Genomic DNA, 19,114 nt, shown 5'->3' on the forward strand with positions numbered 1-19,114 from the left:
CACTAACGAGCCCCCTCCTCGAGACCGGAGAGGGGGCCCTGAGGCATCTTCGCTTTCACTCCTGGGGTGCGTCGCCAAAGATTGTAAAATGCCAGGGTTTGACCGCTTGCCCGCTCAGTTCGGACATGACGTGTTTAACCACGGTATAGTCTTCCAGGGCATAGGCGGAGAGGTCCTTTCCAAATCCGCTTTGCTTGAATCCGCCGTGGGGCATCTCCGACGTGAGGGGCAGGTGGTCATTAATCCACACCGTCCCAAAGCGGAGGGCCTTCGACATCCGCAGTGCCCGCTGGTGATCCCGGGTCCAGACAGAGGAGGCGAGTCCATAAACGACCCCATTGGCCCGGCGAATGACTTCCTCCTCGTCGGAGAAAGGCATCACCACCACCACCGGCCCAAAGATCTCCCGTTGACACGCTTCCGCGTCGTCGGCAAGTCCGGCCAAGATCGTCGGCTCATAGTAGGACCCGGCGGCCAACTTTGGATCCGCCGGACGCTTGCCCCCGAGCAGAACCTCGGCACCTGCCGCCCGGGCCCGCTCCACATATCCTTCGATGCGGTCCCGGTGAACCTGGGAGATCACAGGGCCCATATCCGTGGTCCAGTCCCCAGGCAGTCCCACCCGCACCTTCCGGGCCCGATCGATGAACTGTGCCACAAAGGTGTCATATACCGAGTGATGCACATAAAACCGGGTGGCCGCAGTACAATCCTGGCCGCTGTTCACATAAGCGCCCACCACTGCCCCCTGAACGGCCGCCTCGAGATCCGCATCGTCGAATACGATGAACGGCGCCTTGCCCCCCAGTTCCAAATGGAGGCGCTTCGTGGTATCTGATGCCGCCTGCATGATTTTCGCCCCGGTCTGGGTCGATCCCGTAAAAGAGATCATGTTCACGGCGGGGTGGCTCGTCAGGGCCGCGCCCACCGTGGGGCCGTCGCCGGTCACGACGTTCACCACGCCGTCGGGAAGGCCGGCTTCATGCAGGATTTCCGCGAATTTCAGCGTCGTCAGCGGCGTGTTAGGGGCGGGTTTGATCACCACAGAATTCCCGGCGGCCAGGGCCGGCATCAGCTTCCAGATCGCCATCAGCAGCGGGTAATTCCAAGGGGCGATGGAAGCGACAACCCCCACGGGATCCCGGCGGATCGCAGACGTGTATCCCGGAAGGTATTCCCCGGTGGCCTTTCCTTCTATATGCCGGGCGAGCCCCGCGAAAAAGCGAATGTTATCGATGGCCGCGGGGATGTCGGAGTATGCCGACAGCTTCAAAGGCTTACCGGTCTGGCGGGTTTCCAGTTCGGCGTATTCCTGGGCCTGCTGTTCCAAAAGATCCGCGGCTTTCAGCAAAACCGCAGCCCGCTCGCCCGGGGCCGCGTCCGCCCAGGTACCTCGCTCAAAAGAAGCTCTCGCTGCTTCCACTGCTCTGTTCACGTCTCCAGGCGTTGCCTCGGGAACTTTGGCCACTTCTTGTCCCGTCGCCGGATCGAGGATCACCTTCTCCTCTCCGGCCTCGCCCTGGACCCATTCTCCGCCGATCCACATGCGATAGATCTCCATGAATTTCATCTCCTTTTTCTGAAAAATGACGCCGCGCGTATGATCCCCGCGATGGGCACGGGGGACGTTCCTTTTCACCAAAGATCGGGAAATCGCTGGATAGCCTTTTGGAATTTCCGGCTCACCGTGGACTGGCTGACTCCCAGCACCCGGGCCGCCTTTGTCGTGCTGTGGTACCGCCTCATCGCCAACAGAATTAACTGATCTTCCACCATTTCTGTGGCTTCCCGCAAGGGCATGATGTCGTCAATCGCCGAAACTTTGACCGGACCCCTCCGGGCGGGGAGCATACTCTCCACGTGAACCGCCTCGATGACATCGCTGTCACAGGTGACCACCAAGCGTTCCACCACGTTGCGGAGCTCCCGGACATTTCCGGGCCAGTTGTATCTCCGGAGGCTCTCCAGTGCACCTTTGCCCCAACGCAACTCCCGTTCGTATTTTCGGGTCAGCTCTTGAAGAAAGTGCAAAGCCAGGAGAGAAATATCCTCCGGCCTGTGGCGAAGGGGCGGAATTTCAATGGGAATCACGTTCAGCCGGTAATACAGGTCTTCCCGGAATTGTCCGGACTCCACCATTTCCCTCAGGTTCCGGTTCGTGGCGGCAATGATCTGGACGTCGAGTTGGCGCGGATGAACGCCGCCCACGGGGTACACTTCTTTTTCTTGAATGACCCGTAACAGCTTGGCTTGAAGAGAGAGGGGGATCTCGGAGATTTCGTCGAGGAAGACGATTCCCCCGTCCCCTTGCTCGAATAAGCCCATTTTGCCTTGGGCGTTGGCACCGGTAAAAGCGCCGCGAGTGTACCCGAATAACTCGCTCTCCAGCAGCGACTCCGGAATTGCCGCGCAATTGATCTTGACAAAGGGACGTTCCCGGCGGGGACTTCTCTCGTGAATCGCCCGGGCGATCACCTCCTTGCCGACCCCCGATTCGCCGAGAAGGAGGATCGTCGATGGGTACTGCGAGACCCGTTCCACCTGGCGCATGACTTGATCCATGGCCGGACTCGCCCAAACCAAGGGATCCCGCTCCGGAGCCAGACGGCTCCTCAGGGCCTCCAGCTCCCTTTTATATCGAACCGACTGGGATTGCACTTCCTTTAATTCTTTTTTGAGCTTTGAAGTCTCCGTGATATCCCGGAGCGTGACCACCACCCGGATCAAACGCCCGGACTCATCAAGCACGGGATTCGCTTCGAACAGGATATGAACCCCGTGGCCCGACTCCCATTCCATGGAGATGCGCCGCTTTTGCCCGATCACCAGGCGCACCACATCGGTGGGTAGATCCGAAAACGCTTCATCGGAGAAAAAATTGCGTCCCACAGGATCGGAGCCAGCAGCGTGGTTGGCGGTGATGATTTTACTTTGGCTGGCCCGGATCACGACCCCGTCGGGATCAATGACAAACAATTCATCGCACAAAGAGGCAAGGACCGCATGGAGGTCGCGGTTGAGATTTTTCACTTTATCCAACTCCATGGCCATCTCCTCAATGTGCGGAAGATCCTGAAGCACCACCACCAGCCCGCTGATGGAACCGTCGTGATCCTGGAGCGGGGCGAAATCGGCCAACAGTCCTTCCCGCATATAGACCTGGTTGAAGACGAACTCCCCCCGGTCTACCACCTGGGACAGGACCTGCTCGCCGAATATCGACGCCATGTTGAGACTGTCCGCCTCGGATTTTTTCAGCATGCGAAGCGCTTTGGCGTTATAGTTGACCACCCGGCGCGACCGATCGCATACGATCAGTCCCATGGGGATCGAGTGAAGAAGCAGCCGGATCCAATCGACATTCCAGTCTCGGCAGGTCAGGAGGTACACGAGATAGTCCTGGCGTTCGACGTACTGCAAGCCCTGATCAGTATCGATCAGGGTCACCTGCTCCGACAAAAGGTCCAGAGTTCGGTAGGGCACTTCAGGTTCAGGGACACAGAGCACGGGAAAACTTCGGGAACAGGTGCGCAGGGCCCCATCGGGTTCGTCGGCCCCGGCTTCCGCGCCGATGCGAATCTCCAGGGCTTTGTACAAAGAACCGTCCTTGAAAAATACATACCGATCTCCCCGGGATCCGGCCTCCCGTTCAATCTGCCGAACGTTTTCATCTCCCCTCACCCATCGAACTTCTCGAAGGCATTGGGCGAATTCCACAGTGCTCACTTCCTTCCATCCTGGGCCCCCGCCCCGCGGTTCCGTCTGCCGAGGCACCCACCCCCCGTCCGGGGCCGGTCATGCCGGGGAACGTGCTTGAACCAGCAAGAAAAGCCCTTCCCATGCCACGGTGGCCGCCAACAAGGCGGTGATGTCCGCGTGGTCGTAAGGCGGCGACACTTCCACCACGTCCATCGCCGCCACATTGAGCCCGGCCAATCCCCTGAGCGTCTCTATCGCCACGGCCGAGGAGGGGCCACCGACTTCTGGAGTTCCTGTGCCGGGGGCGTAAGCCGGATCCACGACATCGATGTCGAAGCTGAGATATACAGGGCCTGTGCCAACCCGCCGGCGAACCGCCTCGGCCGTTTTTTCCGGGCCTGTCTTCAGCCACTGCTGCGCATCGATCTCCGCGATGCCGAACTCCTTCGCAAACTCCGCCTCCTGCCGAGTTTCCAAAGAGCCTCGTATACCCACCTGGATGGAGCGATTCGGGTCAATCAAACCCTCCTCTACAGCCCGTCGAAAGGTCGTCGCATGGTTGTACCGCCCGCCCCAAAAAGAATCCCATAAATCCGAATGGGAATCAAAATGGACAAGAGCGAGTGGCCCCCACAGTTCACGGATCCCTCGGAGCAATCCGAGAGTGACGGAGTGGTCGCCCCCTAGAAACAGGGATCGGCCGCCTGGGCCCACCCGTTCCACCACTTGGCGGTGGATCGATCTCAGGGTTTGTTCAATATCAGTGGGAATCACGGACAGATCGCCGCCATCTACCACGGCCGCTGATTCCAACAAATGTATGTGATGGCGGCGATGGTAGGGATAGAGGGTGGCGGAAGCCTCCCGGACGGCCTGGGGTCCGAACCGGGCACCGGCGCGGTAAGAAGTACCCCCGTCAAAGGGCACCCCAAACACTCCAATACAGTCTCCGAGCCTTCCGGAGGATCCGGCCGGCAGCTTCATAAAGGTGTTCCACCCGCAGAACCGCGGGATCTCTTTTTCAGACGGGACACGGCTCATGAACAAGGTCTGCGCCTCCCTCGGCGAGCTGGTCGGCATTATTGCGCCGCCCCGACTCGCACTTGGGCCAGGGCGTCTGCCAGCGCCTCGAACACCCGATCTGCCTGCTCTTTCTTGATGGTGAGCGGCGGTTCTACCCGGATGACCTGGGCGTTGATCAACGTCCCGGTCACCAAAACCCCTCGGTCAAACAGTGCTTTAGCGACCTCGAATCCCACGTGATCGTCCACAAACTCTAACGCCATGAGCAACCCCTTGCCCCGCACATCCACGACTTTGTCCTCGTGTCCTTTCACGGCCCGCTTCAAACCCTCCAGCATGTATTCGCCCATTTCCGCGGCCCGGGCGGGGAGGTTCTCCTCGAGGAGGACGTGAATGGTCGCGATGGCCGCGGCGCAAGCCAGGGGGTTGCCGCCGAAGGTCGTGGTGTGCAAGAACGGGTTGTCAAACAGGGTGGAGAAGACCTCCTCGGTGGCGATCACCGCTCCGGCCGGCATGATTCCGCCGCCAAAGGCTTTAGCTAAGCAAAGAATGTCCGGGGTTACGCCGTAATGCTCACAGGCGAACATTTTGCCCGTACGGCCCATGCCCGTTTGCACTTCATCGAGAATGAGCAAGGCTCCGTATTCCCGGCAAAGCTTCTGGACACCCGGCAAATAATCGTCGTCAGGAATATTGACGCCACCCTCCCCCTGGATCGGCTCGAGGAGAACGGCTCCCACGTCGTCCCCGGTCAGCCGGCAGGCCTCCATGGTTTTCTCCAACATATCTAGGTCATTGAAAACGACATGCCGAAAACCCGGAACCAGAGGGCCAAAGGGCCGGCGAAAGACTCCTTTGGCCGTGCCCGACAAGGAGCCGTAGCTCTTCCCGTGGAACGCCCGGGTTGCCGCAATCACGGTGGGCTTCGACGGGTTGTACGCCCGGGCTAGCTTGATGGCCGCCTCCACCGACTCTGTGCCGCTGTTGGTAAAAAATGAATATTTGAGATCGCCGGGAGTGATGTCTGCGAGGATCTTTGCCAAGAAAGCCCGAAGGGGGTCGAGGAGATCCTGACTGTGCAGGGCTTGCCGGTTCAACTGATCAAGCACCGCTTTCATGACCTTGGGGTGGCGGTGTCCGACATTATAAATCCCAAATCCCCCGAGACAATCGATATATTCCTTCCCGTTGACATCGCGAAAACTGTTCGGCCCCGCGTCCGCCCATTCCACGGCCGCGTCCAAGGATCCCGAGGTCACAGACTTCCGGTATTCCAGAAATCCTGGATTTACATATTCTTGGAACCCTTCGATCGTCTCTCGGGTGACCCATTGTGCCTCTTCCGGGGAAATTTGATCTTTCGCGATCAGTTCAAGAACCTGACCAGTGAAGTCAAGAACCTTTCTCTCATCCATGTAAACGGCTCCTTTCAGCAATGAACTCAGGATGCCGTCTTTTATAAGCAAAAATCATACCACATCGCACTGCCCGTTTCTGCAGTTCCGCGGGCGAAGACTTTATGCACACACACATACCCTATTCATATGCGCATATCTGATGCGTCAACGACCCCCTTCTTGAGGATACCTGATTCTGAATCGATTGACAATGGTAAAAAGCGGGGAGCGGCGGCGTCCCGGATTCCTTGAGTTCGAGCGGTCGATGGGACGACAGACGGGCCGCCGGTGCACGTGAGTGTCCGGCGACCCTGTCCCTCACACCATGTTCACATTGCGTCGTGTGCCTTCAACCAGTCAGCCGTTCTCGGATATACCCGCTTACTGGCCGTCCCGCCGTACACGAGGCTGACGTGACCGACGGGGAATTGGTATTCCGTCCGATCGGAACTTAGGATGTGTTCAAACAGCGCCTCGCTTTGTGGAGGGGGAACGATGTGGTCCCGCTCGGCCGTCAGCAGAAGAACGGGACAACGGATCTGACTTAAATCCACGGGACGGTCCCGCAGGATCAGTGTCCCTTCGATCAGTTTGTTATCCTGATAGAACTCGTGGATCCACTCGCGGTACGCCTGACCCGGGAACGGAGTTCCGTCGTTGACCCATTTGTTCAACATCCTCCAACTGTGGACAAAGGTTTCGTCATCCACCCGATCCAACAACGAAACCCAGGGATCGACGAAATTACTCATGGGCTTCAACATTTTGTTGCCAAAATCAATCACTTCGGGAGGAACGTTGCCGAATGTTTCCACAAGCTTATCTACATCAAAATACTCTTTGCGCAGCCATTGATTGTACAGCGGGGCATGTCGAAAGTCGATCGGCGCGGCGAGAAGGGTCAAATCCTTGACTTTGTCGGGAAAAAGCGCGGTATACATCGCTCCCATCGTTCCGCCCATGCAGTAGGCGAACATGTGAATTCGGTCCGCGCCTGCGTGCCTCAAAACCCGATCCACGGCCTTGTCGAGATAGTCGAACATGTACTCTCCGAACCCGTTGTGTCGATCTTCAGGTCCAGCGACACCCCAATCGATCATATAAACCGAGAACCCCTGCTGTACAAGAAATTCGACAAAGGAATGTCCGGGCTCCATGTCGAGGATGTAGGGTTTGTTGATCATCGCGTACATCATGAGTACCGGAAATTGGTGCACACGCTCCACACCGGGTAACGAGAAATGATACAGTCGCATCTTATTCTTTCGCCAGATTGCGGTCTTCGGTGTTTGTCCGGTCGGCGGCTCGGCCTGGCTGAGGATTTCCACAGCTTTGCGGTACCGGCGCCAACTTGTCGGCGCTTGTTCCAGCCACCGGTGGCCCATCCTGGCTAGGGCATCCTGTTGAAGAAACATCGCATTCCACATGGTCTGCCAACTCTCTGCCGTCATCATCGCTCCCCTTTCGTGCTTGGCGAGTTTCTCCGAATGTTACATGTACATGCCACCGTTCACATTGAGGCATTGTCCAGTGATGTAATCTCCGTCCACCACCAGGAACCGGACAACTTTTGCCACTTCTTCAGGGAGGCCGAACCGGCCCATAGGAATCTTCGCTTTGATTTTGTCTTGAACTTTTTCAGGGACTGCCGCCACCATATCCGTCCAGATAAATCCCGGGCACACGGCGTTGACGGTGATGTTATATTTGGCTGTCTCTAGGGCGAGGGACTTGGTGAATCCGATGATCCCAGCTTTTGCCGCAGAGTAATTCACTTGACCGAACCCGCCGGTTTGGGCAATGATGGAAGAAACGTTGATAATGCGACCAAACCCGTTCTCGATCATCGAGGGGAGAACCCGTTGTGTGAGGTGGAACATGCTGTCCAGATTGGTGTGCATCACATCTTCCCACTGGGCTGCAGACATGTTGAGGAACCGAGAGTCTCGGGTGATCCCGGCGTTGTTGACGAGGATATCGATCGGTCCAAATCTGTCGGAAACTTCGTTCCACAACCGATCGATCTCCTCCGGTTGGGAAACATCGGCCTTCAAGGCGGCAACCCGATCATTGTGCTCGCTGAGTTGGCGCACCAAAGCCTCAGCCTGTTCTGCGCTTCGGCAATAGTTGAGAACTGTGGTCGCCCCGAGACTGGCCAATTCCCGGGCGATGGCCGCACCAATACCCCGAGAGCCCCCGGTGACCAACGCAACTTTACCGGCCAATACACGTCCTTGAACGACCATTTCCTCAGCAAGTGCCATTCTGATCTCCCCCGTTCTCCCCATCGTGGTCGGTCATTGCCGTACATAAAACTCATGGATTACACGTGAATCTTGGAACAAGCGAATTCAAACGCCCCATGCGCCATGTCCGCAGCTACTCCTCGCCCCCGGAAGAGGGTGCATCCCCCGAGAGCTCCCGATCCTCAGGGCTCTCGTCCCGACTGGCGGTCCGCCGGCCCCGGCCTCCTTGGCCAGGTCGGGTTCGACTCTCTAGAGCCCCTTGAATCTTTTTCAAGGTTTCTTCCACCCGAATGAGTCGTTCGTCTATGGCATCGATCTTTTCATCCACCGCTGCGACCATTTCCCCGAGCCTCGCCATGTCGTCGATGGAGGGGAGGTGGGATTTCTCGGCGACGGATTTCATCGTTTGGGAAATTAATTGGTTCATTTGAAGAAAAGCCTGCATCATTTGGGCGGATATGATGGAATAGGTTTCGCTCGTCAGAAAATCGTTCCATGCCTCGGCAGCATGCGGTTCCCATTCATCGTAGATTTTCTTCCATGCTACGAAAGGATCTGAATACTGAACGGCCATGCCATCCGCTCCTTCTTCAAACTCTCGATGCTAACCGCAAGGATACCGGTGACTGACAGTTATTGCCCCCCACCCCCGACCGGGCTCCCACCTCCCTGGCGCAGTATCACTTGCCGGTCTTTCTATGACCAAGTGTACCAAAACTCACGTGAGAAAATCGTCGACTGATGTCGAAGAACATGTGAAAACTATGTTAAGAATATGATAAGAAATCATCGACTCGGATGATCTCTTGTTGTCACACCTTCGATATATAGCGCTACCGCCGCTTCAATATTCCCGACCGATCCGATGTTCACAAAAAACCGCCCGTTTGCGCCAATCCGCAAAAACGGGCGGTTCTTCGTTTCATCGGGAAAGGTTCCGGCTGATTCCTTTAAGCGTTCTCTTTGCCCCAGGCGCTCAACCAAGGACGCACTCCGTCCTCCAGGGCATGGAACCATTGGTACTGGACTTTTTTCAGCGCATCTTTATTTTGATCGACGAAATCCCAAAACACTTTACGCTGTTCCTGAACCTGCCGGATCCAAGTCTGGTTTTGCTCCTCCCACCGCGCTTCGTAGGCTTCGCTCCAGTCCATGTACGACTTCCAGGGCGTCCACCACAGGTCCTGGGCCTTCTGGGCCAAAGTCTCCCAGGACTGCTTCTGAGATTCCTGGGCGTCCTCCGGGTTTGAGTCCTTCGGCAAGAAACTTTTCCACACCTGTTCCGACTCCCGGATCAAATCTTTGGTCAATCCCTCTACATTTTTCCGAGCCGTGGCGAGTAGTTTTCGAGATTCAGCGACGGCATTCAAATAGTCGTTTTCCCGCTTTTCGATAAACCGTTGCCAATCGCCGGCCCTGTCTTCGTAATATTTCCAAGCGGGGTCGAGAATGGTGTCACTCCGGTAGGTCGTTTTCTCAGGTTTCTTTGGATTCGGGGTGGCCTGGGTCATGGTGACTCCTCCCTGTTTTCGTTGAATTGGCTGGGTCTGTCAAAGGTCCGCCGGAAACCCCCAAAAACGGGTTGTACAGATTCAAGATACTGCTGTAGGTCCGAAAAAACTGGTCCAACATACTCTGGTAACGCTCCAATTCCGCAGCGTACAACCGCAGGTACGCCTCTCCGGCGTCAGTGAGGGAATAGAGGCGCTTTGCAGGTCCCGCTGTCTCCGTGTTCCACTCGGACTGTACGTAATGGTCTTTTTCCAGTTGCCGAAGGATCCGGTAGACGTTCCCCCGGTCTACATCTTGAAAACCGAAAACAGCCAACTTTTGAACCAATTCGTACCCGTGAACCGGAACTTCCCGCAGGATCAACAGGATGTACGGAAGGAGAAAATTTTTTGGCGCTTTGCCAAGGAGCCCCCTTTCCATTGGCGTCTCCATCATCTCATTTCACCTCTAGGTGTATTTTACATCTATACGGACGCCTGTGTCAATCCCGAATGTGTTAGAGGACCAAGCCTCCGTCCACCGGGATGATCGCGCCATTAATAAAGCTGGCGGCATCTGACGCCAAAAAGAGATAGACGTGCGCCACCTCCTCGGGGCGCCCCATACGTTTGAGAGGTGTCCGCTCTTTCACCGTCTGCAAGATTCTGTCTGGCACCTTGGCGGTCATGCCGGTTTCAATGAACCCCGGTGCGACGGCGTTGACCCGAATGCCTTTGGCCCCAAGTTCCCGTGCCCAGGTTTTCGTCAATCCGATCACGCCGGCTTTGGTGGCGGCGTAATTCGTCTGACCGATGTTGCCATACAAGCCCACCACCGAAGAAGCATTGAGGATAACGCCTCCTCCCTGCTGGATCATCACCGGGGCAGCCGATTTTGTGCACTGCATGACACCTGTTAAATTGACCGCCAAAACTTCGTGCCACGCGACAAGGGGAAGTTTGACCAAAAATCCATCCCGGGTAATCCCGGCGTTATTGATAAGGACGTCGATTCGTCCGAATCGCTTCAGGGTTTTGTCCACCATCTCTTGTACCTGGTCTTCTTTGCGAACGTCCACGTGGAGGAAGAGGGCCTCCGTCCCGCCTTCCTTGAGTTCCGATTCTAAAGCCGAGCCCTCCGCGTCCCCCACGTCCGCCAACACCACTTTTGCGCCGTGGGCAGCAAAGAGGCGCGCAGTCGCCCGTCCGATGCCATTGGCCGCGCCGGTGATGACCGCCACCTTATCTGTCATCAATGGGAATCGCCTCCACAAGTTTTCTCTGGATAATCTTCAAGCGCGGAAACGCGATTGGTTATTTGCCTATAGATGTCATTTACATCTATAGGCATTCTACTCCATTTATTTCCCCGTGTAAATAAAAAAACCGCCTTTTGGGCGGTTGAATTCGGATCAGTCGTCACATCATCCGGTTTTTGGCACGAATTTCATCCAAATAATTGTAGATCGTGTATCTCGACACGCCAAGTTGGGAGGCGATGAGATCCACCGCCCCTTTAATCAGAAACGCACCTTTCTCATCCAACTCTTCGATGATCATCAATTTTTCGTCTTTCGTGAGGCGATGGATCTCTTTCCCCGGTCCCGCAATGGTCTGCTCTACCATTTTATTCAGGATTGCCATCACATCGTGGGCAAACTCATCGGCCACCTCATCCACTGAATCCCCGTCGTCCCGCAGAAAACTGTCCACCCAACCCCGGATCCACTCCAGGCGGCTCAAATCTTGATTGAAACTCACACAGCCCACCACCCGGTCCCCGGCGTCCCGAAGAAACACATTGGTGGATCGAATTCGTTTTCCTTCTTTGGTGTAGGTGCGGTACACAATGGCGTGTTCATTCTCCTCGAGCCCGCGGCGCAGAACTTTCCAGGCATACTCCGAGATTGGGTCTCCTACCTGTCGATTCGTCACCCGGTTGTTGATAATAGCGACGATGGAACGTTCCGGATGGTCAAAATCGTGTAAAACGACTTCGCAGTCCTCTCCCAACAACCTCCCTAAGGTTTCCATCAATGTTTGAATATTTCTGAAAAGAAGTTCCTTCTCCCCCACTCATTTTTCACCTCGCCCCGGCACAAGTGCAGTCGAAATCTATTATATCACGTCCCTAACGAGTCTGAGCCTCCGTCGAGATCCGGCGATTCGGCAAAAAGACGGCGGCGAGGTGTGCGGGTAGAAGCGACGGCTGGCGCGAGGGCGCTCCAAGGCCGTCCTACCCCAGGTTTTTTTAAGCGGCCACGGCCCGGCGTATGCCCGACAGAATCCGAGCAACCCCCGGAAGATAAAGATCCTCCAAGGAAAAGAGGGGAAACGGCACGTCAAATCCAGCCACCCGGACCACGGGCGCTTCCAGAGAATAAAAGGCCCTTTCCTGGATAAGAGTGGCAACTTCCGCCCCAACCCCGGCCGTGCGGGGAGCTTCGTGAACGATTATCGCCCGGCCGGTATGCTCCACTGACTCCACGATCGTTGCCACATCCAAGGGAAAGAGTGTGCGCAGATCCACCACCCGGGTCTCGATCCCGTCCTGCCTAGCCGCCTTTTCCGCCGCCTCCATCGCCCAGGGAACCATTCCGCCCCAGACGAACATGGTGAGATCTCCGCCTTCCCGCACCACTTTGGCCTTCCCGATCGGCACCGTATAGTGACCCAGGGGCACCTCTTCCTTAAACGCCCGGTACAATCGAATCGGCTCCAGAAAGACCACCGGATCCGGATCGTCGATGGCCGCAAGCAACAGCCCTTTTGCATCATAAGACCCGGAAGGCGCCACAACTTTCAGCCCCGGCTGATGCACAAAAAACGCTTCACTACTGTCCGAGTGAAGTTCCGGCGCCCGGATCCCCCCGCCGTAAGGGGCGCGAATGACCAGGGAAGCCGGATGTCGCCCCCGGGTGCGGGTGCGCACCCGGGCAGCATGACTGACAATTTGTTCAAAGGCAGGGTAAATAAACCCCATGAACTGAATTTCCACCACCGGTTTTAAGCCGGCAGCCGCCATACCCACCGCTGTGCCCACAATACCCGATTCAGAGAGAGGGGTATCAAACACCCGCCGGGGGCCGAAGGCATCCTGCAAGCCATCGGTAGCCCGAAACACCCCTCCGTTTTGGCCCACATCCTCTCCGAAAACCAGAACCCGATCATCTTCGGCCAGAGCGGTGTAAAGCCCATCTTGGATGGCTTGGATCATCGTCATGTTCCGGGTCTCTCTCACGCCCGGTCACCCCCCCGCAGCACTTCGGAGAGCTCTTCCTCCTGCTCTCGCAACGCCTCCGGAAGATCTGCAAAACAATGGTTGAACATGTCCGCCGGGTTTACCGCTTCCCACTGCTCCATGGTCTGAACGGCCAGCTCGATCCGCTCTTCCACCTCATCGGCGAGAGCCCTTTCCGACTGATCGTCCCACCACCGCCGGGCTTCTAAAAACGCCCGAAACCGCCGAATGGGATCTCGGCTCTTCCACATTTCCACCTCCTCGGCGGCGCGGTAGCGGGTGTGATCATCAGCCGTGGTGTGGGAGTGGAACCGGTAGGTGTAAGCTTCGATCAACGTCGGCCCCTCTCCCCTTCTCGCCTTTTCCACCGCGTGCCGGGTCGCCGCGTACACCGCTAGGAGATCATTCCCATCCACGCGAATTCCTTCGATGCCATAGGCCGCCGCTTTTTCCGCCACCGTCTGAGTCGCCGTCTGACGGGAAAATGGAACACTGATGGCATACTGATTGTTCTGGCAGAACAGGACAACGGGTGCCCGAAATACGGCGGCAAAATTCAATCCTTCATGGAAGTCTCCTTCGGAGGTGGCTCCGTCCCCAAAATACCCCAGTGCGATTCCCGTGTCCCCGCGGTACTGCCTCGCCATGGCATAACCGACGGCGTGGGGGATCTGGGTTCCGATGGGCACCGCCGGGGGAAACACTTGAACATCCTGGGGATAGTCCGCCCCCTCCACCCGGCCGTTCCAGTACAACAAAATCCGCTCCAAGGGCACACCGTGGACAGCCATAGCCCCGTGATCCCGGTACGTGGGAAACATCATATCTCCGGGGGCCAGGGCGAAGGCACTCCCCACTTGGGCCGCTTCCTGACCCTCCAATGGAGCGTAAGTCCCGATGCGACCCTGGCGCTGAAGGCGGACACAACGCCGGTCAAAGGCCCTGATCTTGACCATCCACCGGTACATCTCCACACATTGCTCCTTGGGCGGAATATTCGCTTCCTTTAGGGGCGCCTCTGCCTCTTGAACGCCAACGTCCCGGACTCCATCCTTACTTTGCAGAGCCGGCTCGCTCATCCTCGACCCTCCTTCGTGTATCGAAAACGCAAATAGCCAAGCAAAAATGCAATAAACATACAATTTTTTAGTAACACAATTTCATTATAACGCCCACCCCGCAAACGTACAAGGGGCGGGCACAGCTGAAATTGCTAAAAAATGAAACGGATCTTGCAGCTGCCGCCGGGGTGGTGACCCGTAAAAAAGGCCGTGGCAACCAGGCGGCCCGGCCTCATCCCGCCGGCCCGCCGGGAGATGCGGAAGCTTCTGCATATCTCCCCAAATACGCGGCCTCCACCTGGGGGTGAGTTTTCAATTCGGAGACCGAGCCCTCGACTTTCACCCGGCCGCGCTCAAGAACCAGTCCCCGATCGGCGATCCCCAGGGCGGCCCGGATGTTTTGCTCCACCAACAGGATCGTCAATCCCCGGGATTTCCGCATATCCACAAAGGCTTCGAACAACTCCGCGATCATCTTGGGGGCAAGGCCCAGGGAGGGCTCGTCGAGAATGAGCAGCTTGGGTCTCGCCATCAGCGCCCGACCCACGGCGAGCATCTGCTGTTCCCCGCCGCTTAAACTCCCCGCCGCCTGGCCGATCCGCTGGCGCAGACGAGGAAAGAGAGTCAGGATGTCCTCGGTGTCCCTTTCCAGAGTCTGTCGCTGCTGGCGATATCGGTGATAAGCGCCAAGAAGTAGGTTATCCCGGACACTGAGCCCTTGGAAAACCTGCCGGCGTTCGGGAACCAAGGCCAGACCCCGACGTACCAACTCTTCCGGCGCTGTTCCAGTGACTTCAGCGCCTTCAAACCAAACTCTGCCCTGGGATGACCGGTAAAGCCCGGCGATCGTGCCCAATAGGGTGCTCTTCCCAGCGCCATTTGGCCCGACCACGGCAAAAATCTCCCCGGCGTTCAAATGAATCCCGACTCCTTTGAGTGCGTGGATACGGCCTCGAAACGTGTGCAGATTCTCCACCCGGAGCACCTAGATCACCTCTTCTCCCAAATACGCTGCGATCACCCGGGGATCTCGCTGCACAGCGGCCGGCGGTCCCTGGGCGAGCATCTTCCCCTGATCCAGCACCACGATATCGTCAGCCGTTTCCATGACCATTTCCATGTCGTGCTCGATAAAGAGAATCGTCACGCCGGTGTGCCGTATTTCTTGCATGAAGGCCGCCAACTTTCGAGATTCGCCCGCATTGAGCCCCGCCATCGGCTCGTCGAGAAGCAAAAGCTTCGGCTCCGCCGCCAAAGCCCGGGCGATTTCCACCATGCGCTGCAGGCCATAAGGCAAAATCCCCGCAGGTTGAAAGGCCCGGTCTGTAAGCTCAAAGGTTTCCAGTAACTCCATGGCCCGATGGAAAGCTTGGCGGTTATCGCGAAGTCTGCCCGGCAAGGAGAAAAATGAGGTCAGCCAGCCCGATGTGGTCCTCAAATGCCGGCCCGCCATCACATTTTCCACCACCGTCATGTTTTGGAAGATCTCGATATTTTGAAAGGTCCGGGTAATCCCCGCCCGGGCAATGGCGTGGGCTGGAAGCCGGTCGATCCGCCGCCCTTCTAAAAGAACTTCGCCTTGGTCGGGCTTCACCATGCCGGTCAGAAGATTGAATAACGTTGTTTTTCCGGCACCGTTTGGCCCGATCACGGCGGAGATATGGCCTTTTTGGACGATAAATCCGATATCTTCCAGGGCAACGACGCCCTCAAATCTCTTGGACAGGTTTCGAATCTCCAACAACGGTTCGGCCATTCTTACCCCTCCCCTCCTGGAGCCGCCGATCCCGAATCCCCGGGCCGAGTCCAGCGGTGCCGGATCGTGAGCACGCCCCGTGCTAGACCGGGCACGATCCCTTGGGGAAGAAACAACAGAATAACCACGAGCAACACACCAAAGACAAGGATCGAGTACTCTCCGCCCGCCGACGGAAACAGCGCCGGGACGACACTTTTCATCGCCTGACTCAGAATCGTCACCACCGCCGCCCCCACGGGAGCCCCCCAGACGCTGCGCACGCCTCCGGCGATAGCCATGATCAAAAACTCAATGGAGGCCATGGCATCAAAGGTAGAAGGACTGACAAAGGACAGATAAAAAGCATACAGACTGCCAGCCAGGGAAGCGACCATGGCGCTGAGGATAAAGGCCATCTCTTTGAAACGGGCCGTCGGCACCCCGAGGCTCGAAGCCGCCGCTTCACTTTCCGCCAGTGCTTTCAGAGCCCGCCCGACCCGGGAGTGCACCAAATTTCGAAATCCCCAAATCACGAGAAGTGCCATTACCCAGATTAAGTAATAAAGCTTCCAGTCCGCGTCAAAGACGAGGGATCCCACAGTCAGCGGGGGAATTCCGGTCAGTCCAGACGGCCCTCCGGTCACAGAAGTCCACTGGATCATAATGATATTCAGGATCATTCCCAAGCCGAGGGTGGCCATGGCCAAGTAGTGTCCTTCCAACCGCAGGGTGGGGCGACTCACCAGCCAGGCCACTCCTCCGGTGATTGCCATGCCAATGAGAATGGTCGCCCAGCCGTCAACTCCCCGAAGGGCGAGAATGGCCGAGGTATACGCCCCGATTCCGTAGAATCCGGCGTGCCCCAAGGAGATCTGCCCGGCATAGCCAATAAACAGGGACAGGCCCACCGCGACGATGGCGGAGAGTCCGACAGCAATGAGGACGCTGAGGACGTATGGCCCGGAAACAAAAGGAATGACAGCCAAAACGATCCCCACCGTGACAATGGCCGGCCAGGACGGTGGATACAGTTGCGCAAGCGGCCCACGGCGAATCATGGCACGCCCTCCTTATACGCGCTTTCCCGCGGTTCGGCCGAACAATCCCGACGGCCGAACAAAGAGCATGAGAAGCAGGACGATAAATGTAATCGCATCCCGGTAATCGGAAGAAATAAGCCCGGCGGTGAAGGCTTCCAGTAGTCCTACTACAAGTCCTCCCAATACAGCAGCCGGCGCATTGTTAAGTCCACCGATAACCGCCGCGACAAACGCCTTGAGCCCGAGCATGAGTCCCATGTCGTAGGTGGCGCCGGTGATGGGGGCCACGATGGTGCCCGCCAGCCCCCCGAGCCCGGCGGAGACGGCAAAGGCGTAAAAGGACAAGCGCGACGGGCGAATGCCGACGATCCTGGCGGCAGTGTGGTTCATCACTGCAGCCCGCACCGCTTTTCCCTGGTACGTTTGAAAGAACCAGATCAGGGCGACGAAGAAGACACCGCTGATCGCCACAGTCCACACGGTCTGCCAATCGAGGGTAGCCCCTCCCAGGTGTAAAGGCGGCCGATCGGTAAAAGGAGCCAGGGTCAGGGGATCGGCCCCCCAGATCATCAGGGCGGCGCCCCGAAACACAATATCCACCCCGATGGTGATGATCACCACCGACAACAGGTCAATGCGCCGAGCCGGCCGGATCACCGCTCGTTCCATGACGATGCCCAGGAGCACCGCCGCAGCGGTCCCGGCCAACACCGACACCCACAAGGCCGCCCCGTGCATGTGGAGAGAGGCCGCCGTGAGCGCCCCGACGGCCGCGAATTCCCCTTGGGCGAGGTTCAGGATGCCCGTCACGCTGAAGGTCACCACAAACCCGACGGCGATCAACGCGTAAATCGAGCCGATGGTCAAACCCGAAAAAAACAGTTGCAACAATGACGCTCCGCTCACCGGCCACCCCTCCCCGCGCTCTCCTCTATTCCTGCAGCAGCGTCCACTTGCCGTCCACCACTTTAATCAAAGCCAACGCTTCTTTAGTGAGCCCGTTGTGATCGGCGGGGTTAAAAGTGAACACACCGGTACATCCGACAAAATCCTTGGTGTTGTTTTCGACATAGTCTCTAATTTTCTGATGATCTCCGCCTACAGCACCCACGGCCTTGGCCACAATGTGGATGGCATCCCAGGCGTGGCCTCCGAACGCATTGGCCGGGTACCCAAACTTCTTCTCAAAATCGTCCTTATACTTCAATAAAACGGCTTTCTGCTTGTCCGTGTCGGGCAACTGATTCGCCACCAACAGTTTGGAGGCCGGGAACACGACGCCATTGGAAGCCGACCCGGTTTGTGTCAAGAAGTCCTGGTTGGCAATTCCATGACTATGGATGAGCGGTACCTTAAAGCCAAGCTGGGCAAAATTTTTCGTGGCAATGGACGCCCCAGGCGGAATGCCGTAGATAATCACCGCTTGCGGGTTCGCGTTTTTGATCCGGGTTAACTGCGGGATCATGTCTTTATCTGTGGGAACGTAACTTTCAAAGGCAACCCCTTGGATCCCGAATTTCGGGGCCAGGGCTTCAAAAGTGTTCTTCCCCCCTTGTCCAAAATCGTCCGAGGAGCTCAGCCATCCTACTTTGGTGATGTTTTGAGACTTCAGATAAGCGAGGATCCGTTCCACCACGAGATTGTCCCCTTGGGGCAGCTTGAACACCCAGGGCTTGACCGGCGTCGCAATTCGCTGATCAGCGGCAAGGGAGAAAAAGGGGACTTTAGCCTGCTCGATGGTGGGAATCAAACCCAGGCTGATGGCGCTCGTGGTGCCACCGATCACGGCCGACACGTGGTCTTGGTCCAGAAGTTTCTTCAGATTCAGAACGGCCTTTGTCGGGTTACTCTCGTCATCGTAGGTGATCAGTTGAAGTTTCTTGCCTCCGACGCCCCCAGAGGCATTGATTTCATCCACCACCATCTGGAGGGTGTCACGTTCTGGGCGTCCCAAGGAAGAGGCCGGCCCTGTGACCGAGAGCTCGGCGCCGATCTTAACCGTATCCGAAGGCGCCCCTCCCCCTGGAGAAGCACCCTGCCCGCCTCCGGAGCTCGCCGGGCTGCCTCCACAACCCGCCAACCCCAAAGCCAAAGCAAGGGTTGGAATAATCATACGGAATTTTTTGATCACATTGATCTCCCCCTACCCATCGCAGGATGTGGGCGAAGCGGGGGAAGC

At 57.3% G+C, this 19,114-nt stretch carries 18 protein-coding genes; all 18 read right to left on the minus strand.

Annotated features, from left to right (window positions below; genetic code table 11):
- Positions 1-55: 55 nt before the first annotated feature.
- Positions 56-1,561, minus strand: coding sequence for a gamma-aminobutyraldehyde dehydrogenase (locus tag CVV65_RS08460; protein WP_100667750.1), 1,506 nt, complete (start codon positions 1,559-1,561; stop codon positions 56-58).
- A gap of 74 nt (positions 1,562-1,635) precedes the next feature.
- Positions 1,636-3,726: a sigma 54-interacting transcriptional regulator gene (locus tag CVV65_RS08465; protein WP_133121264.1), complete on the minus strand. Its 2,091-nt coding sequence runs from the start codon at positions 3,724-3,726 to the stop codon at positions 1,636-1,638.
- 69 nt (positions 3,727-3,795) lie between these two features.
- Complete coding sequence (speB, locus tag CVV65_RS08470; protein WP_100669324.1) at positions 3,796-4,740, minus strand: agmatinase; 945 nt, start codon at positions 4,738-4,740, stop codon at positions 3,796-3,798.
- A gap of 38 nt (positions 4,741-4,778) precedes the next feature.
- Positions 4,779-6,137 (minus strand): putrescine aminotransferase, encoded by a 1,359-nt coding sequence (locus CVV65_RS08475; protein WP_100667752.1) that lies wholly within the window; start codon positions 6,135-6,137, stop codon positions 4,779-4,781.
- Positions 6,138-6,448: 311 nt separating this feature from the next.
- Entirely contained in the window at positions 6,449-7,534 is a 1,086-nt protein-coding gene (phaC, locus tag CVV65_RS08480; protein WP_407928404.1) for a class III poly(R)-hydroxyalkanoic acid synthase subunit PhaC, read from the minus strand.
- Between the two features lie 75 nt (positions 7,535-7,609).
- The gene (gene fabG, locus CVV65_RS08485) at positions 7,610-8,383 is read right to left on the minus strand and encodes a 3-oxoacyl-[acyl-carrier-protein] reductase (protein ID WP_100667754.1); all 774 of its coding nucleotides are present in this window, start codon (positions 8,381-8,383) and stop codon (positions 7,610-7,612) included.
- Positions 8,384-8,498: 115 nt separating this feature from the next.
- The gene (locus tag CVV65_RS08490) at positions 8,499-8,939 is read right to left on the minus strand and encodes a DUF4349 domain-containing protein (RefSeq protein ID WP_100667755.1); all 441 of its coding nucleotides are present in this window, start codon (positions 8,937-8,939) and stop codon (positions 8,499-8,501) included.
- A gap of 376 nt (positions 8,940-9,315) precedes the next feature.
- Positions 9,316-9,876, minus strand: coding sequence for a hypothetical protein (locus tag CVV65_RS08500; protein WP_100667757.1), 561 nt, complete (start codon positions 9,874-9,876; stop codon positions 9,316-9,318).
- Positions 9,842-10,312, minus strand: coding sequence for a poly-beta-hydroxybutyrate-responsive repressor (phaQ, locus tag CVV65_RS08505; protein ID WP_232796738.1), 471 nt, complete (start codon positions 10,310-10,312; stop codon positions 9,842-9,844). Before phaQ ends, CVV65_RS08500 begins: the two co-directional genes overlap by 35 nt.
- Positions 10,313-10,373: 61 nt before the next feature.
- Positions 10,374-11,108, minus strand: a complete 735-nt coding sequence (gene fabG / locus CVV65_RS08510; RefSeq protein ID WP_100667758.1) for a 3-oxoacyl-[acyl-carrier-protein] reductase — start codon at positions 11,106-11,108, stop codon at positions 10,374-10,376.
- A gap of 166 nt (positions 11,109-11,274) precedes the next feature.
- Complete coding sequence (locus tag CVV65_RS08515) at positions 11,275-11,931, minus strand: helix-turn-helix transcriptional regulator (protein ID WP_100667759.1); 657 nt, start codon at positions 11,929-11,931, stop codon at positions 11,275-11,277.
- A 175-nt stretch (positions 11,932-12,106) separates the two neighbouring features.
- On the minus strand, positions 12,107-13,078 hold the full coding sequence (locus CVV65_RS08520) for an alpha-ketoacid dehydrogenase subunit beta (protein WP_100669328.1): 972 nt from the start codon (positions 13,076-13,078) through the stop codon (positions 12,107-12,109).
- 14 nt (positions 13,079-13,092) lie between these two features.
- Positions 13,093-14,175, minus strand: coding sequence for a pyruvate dehydrogenase (acetyl-transferring) E1 component subunit alpha (gene pdhA, locus CVV65_RS08525; RefSeq protein ID WP_100667760.1), 1,083 nt, complete (start codon positions 14,173-14,175; stop codon positions 13,093-13,095).
- A gap of 214 nt (positions 14,176-14,389) precedes the next feature.
- Entirely contained in the window at positions 14,390-15,142 is a 753-nt protein-coding gene (locus tag CVV65_RS08530) for an ABC transporter ATP-binding protein (protein WP_100667761.1), read from the minus strand.
- On the minus strand, positions 15,143-15,913 hold the full coding sequence (locus CVV65_RS08535; RefSeq protein ID WP_100667762.1) for an ABC transporter ATP-binding protein: 771 nt from the start codon (positions 15,911-15,913) through the stop codon (positions 15,143-15,145).
- A gap of 2 nt (positions 15,914-15,915) precedes the next feature.
- Positions 15,916-16,953 (minus strand): branched-chain amino acid ABC transporter permease, encoded by a 1,038-nt coding sequence (locus CVV65_RS08540; RefSeq protein ID WP_100667763.1) that lies wholly within the window; start codon positions 16,951-16,953, stop codon positions 15,916-15,918.
- Between the two features lie 12 nt (positions 16,954-16,965).
- Positions 16,966-17,841, minus strand: coding sequence for a branched-chain amino acid ABC transporter permease (locus CVV65_RS08545; RefSeq protein ID WP_100667764.1), 876 nt, complete (start codon positions 17,839-17,841; stop codon positions 16,966-16,968).
- Positions 17,842-17,866: 25 nt separating this feature from the next.
- Entirely contained in the window at positions 17,867-19,066 is a 1,200-nt protein-coding gene (locus CVV65_RS08550) for an ABC transporter substrate-binding protein (RefSeq protein WP_100667765.1), read from the minus strand.
- Positions 19,067-19,114: the final 48 nt, after the last annotated feature.

The organism is Kyrpidia spormannii (genome assembly GCF_002804065.1).
Classification (GTDB): Bacteria; Bacillota; Bacilli; order Kyrpidiales; family Kyrpidiaceae; genus Kyrpidia; species Kyrpidia spormannii.

Excerpts from the sequence above, each read along its gene's own strand:
- CVV65_RS08520 (WP_100669328.1), bottom strand. The coding sequence starts at position 13,078 with ATGACGATGATCCAAGCCATCCAAGATGGGCTTTACACCGCTCTGGCC.
- CVV65_RS08475 (WP_100667752.1), bottom strand. The coding sequence starts at position 6,137 with ATGGATGAGAGAAAGGTTCTTGACTTCACTGGTCAGGTTCTTGAACTG.
- CVV65_RS08540 (WP_100667763.1), bottom strand. The coding sequence starts at position 16,953 with ATGATTCGCCGTGGGCCGCTTGCGCAACTGTATCCACCGTCCTGGCCG.
- phaQ (WP_232796738.1), bottom strand. The coding sequence starts at position 10,312 with ATGATGGAGACGCCAATGGAAAGGGGGCTCCTTGGCAAAGCGCCAAAA.
- CVV65_RS08490 (WP_100667755.1), bottom strand. The coding sequence starts at position 8,939 with ATGGCCGTTCAGTATTCAGATCCTTTCGTAGCATGGAAGAAAATCTAC.
- CVV65_RS08500 (WP_100667757.1), bottom strand. The coding sequence starts at position 9,876 with ATGACCCAGGCCACCCCGAATCCAAAGAAACCTGAGAAAACGACCTAC.
- phaC (WP_407928404.1), bottom strand. The coding sequence starts at position 7,534 with ATGTTTCTTCAACAGGATGCCCTAGCCAGGATGGGCCACCGGTGGCTG.
- CVV65_RS08460 (WP_100667750.1), bottom strand. The coding sequence starts at position 1,561 with ATGGAGATCTATCGCATGTGGATCGGCGGAGAATGGGTCCAGGGCGAG.
- CVV65_RS08535 (WP_100667762.1), bottom strand. The coding sequence starts at position 15,913 with ATGGCCGAACCGTTGTTGGAGATTCGAAACCTGTCCAAGAGATTTGAG.
- pdhA (WP_100667760.1), bottom strand. The coding sequence starts at position 14,175 with ATGAGCGAGCCGGCTCTGCAAAGTAAGGATGGAGTCCGGGACGTTGGC.
- fabG (WP_100667754.1), bottom strand. The coding sequence starts at position 8,383 with ATGGCACTTGCTGAGGAAATGGTCGTTCAAGGACGTGTATTGGCCGGT.
- speB (WP_100669324.1), bottom strand. The coding sequence starts at position 4,740 with ATGAGCCGTGTCCCGTCTGAAAAAGAGATCCCGCGGTTCTGCGGGTGG.
- fabG (WP_100667758.1), bottom strand. The coding sequence starts at position 11,108 with ATGACAGATAAGGTGGCGGTCATCACCGGCGCGGCCAATGGCATCGGA.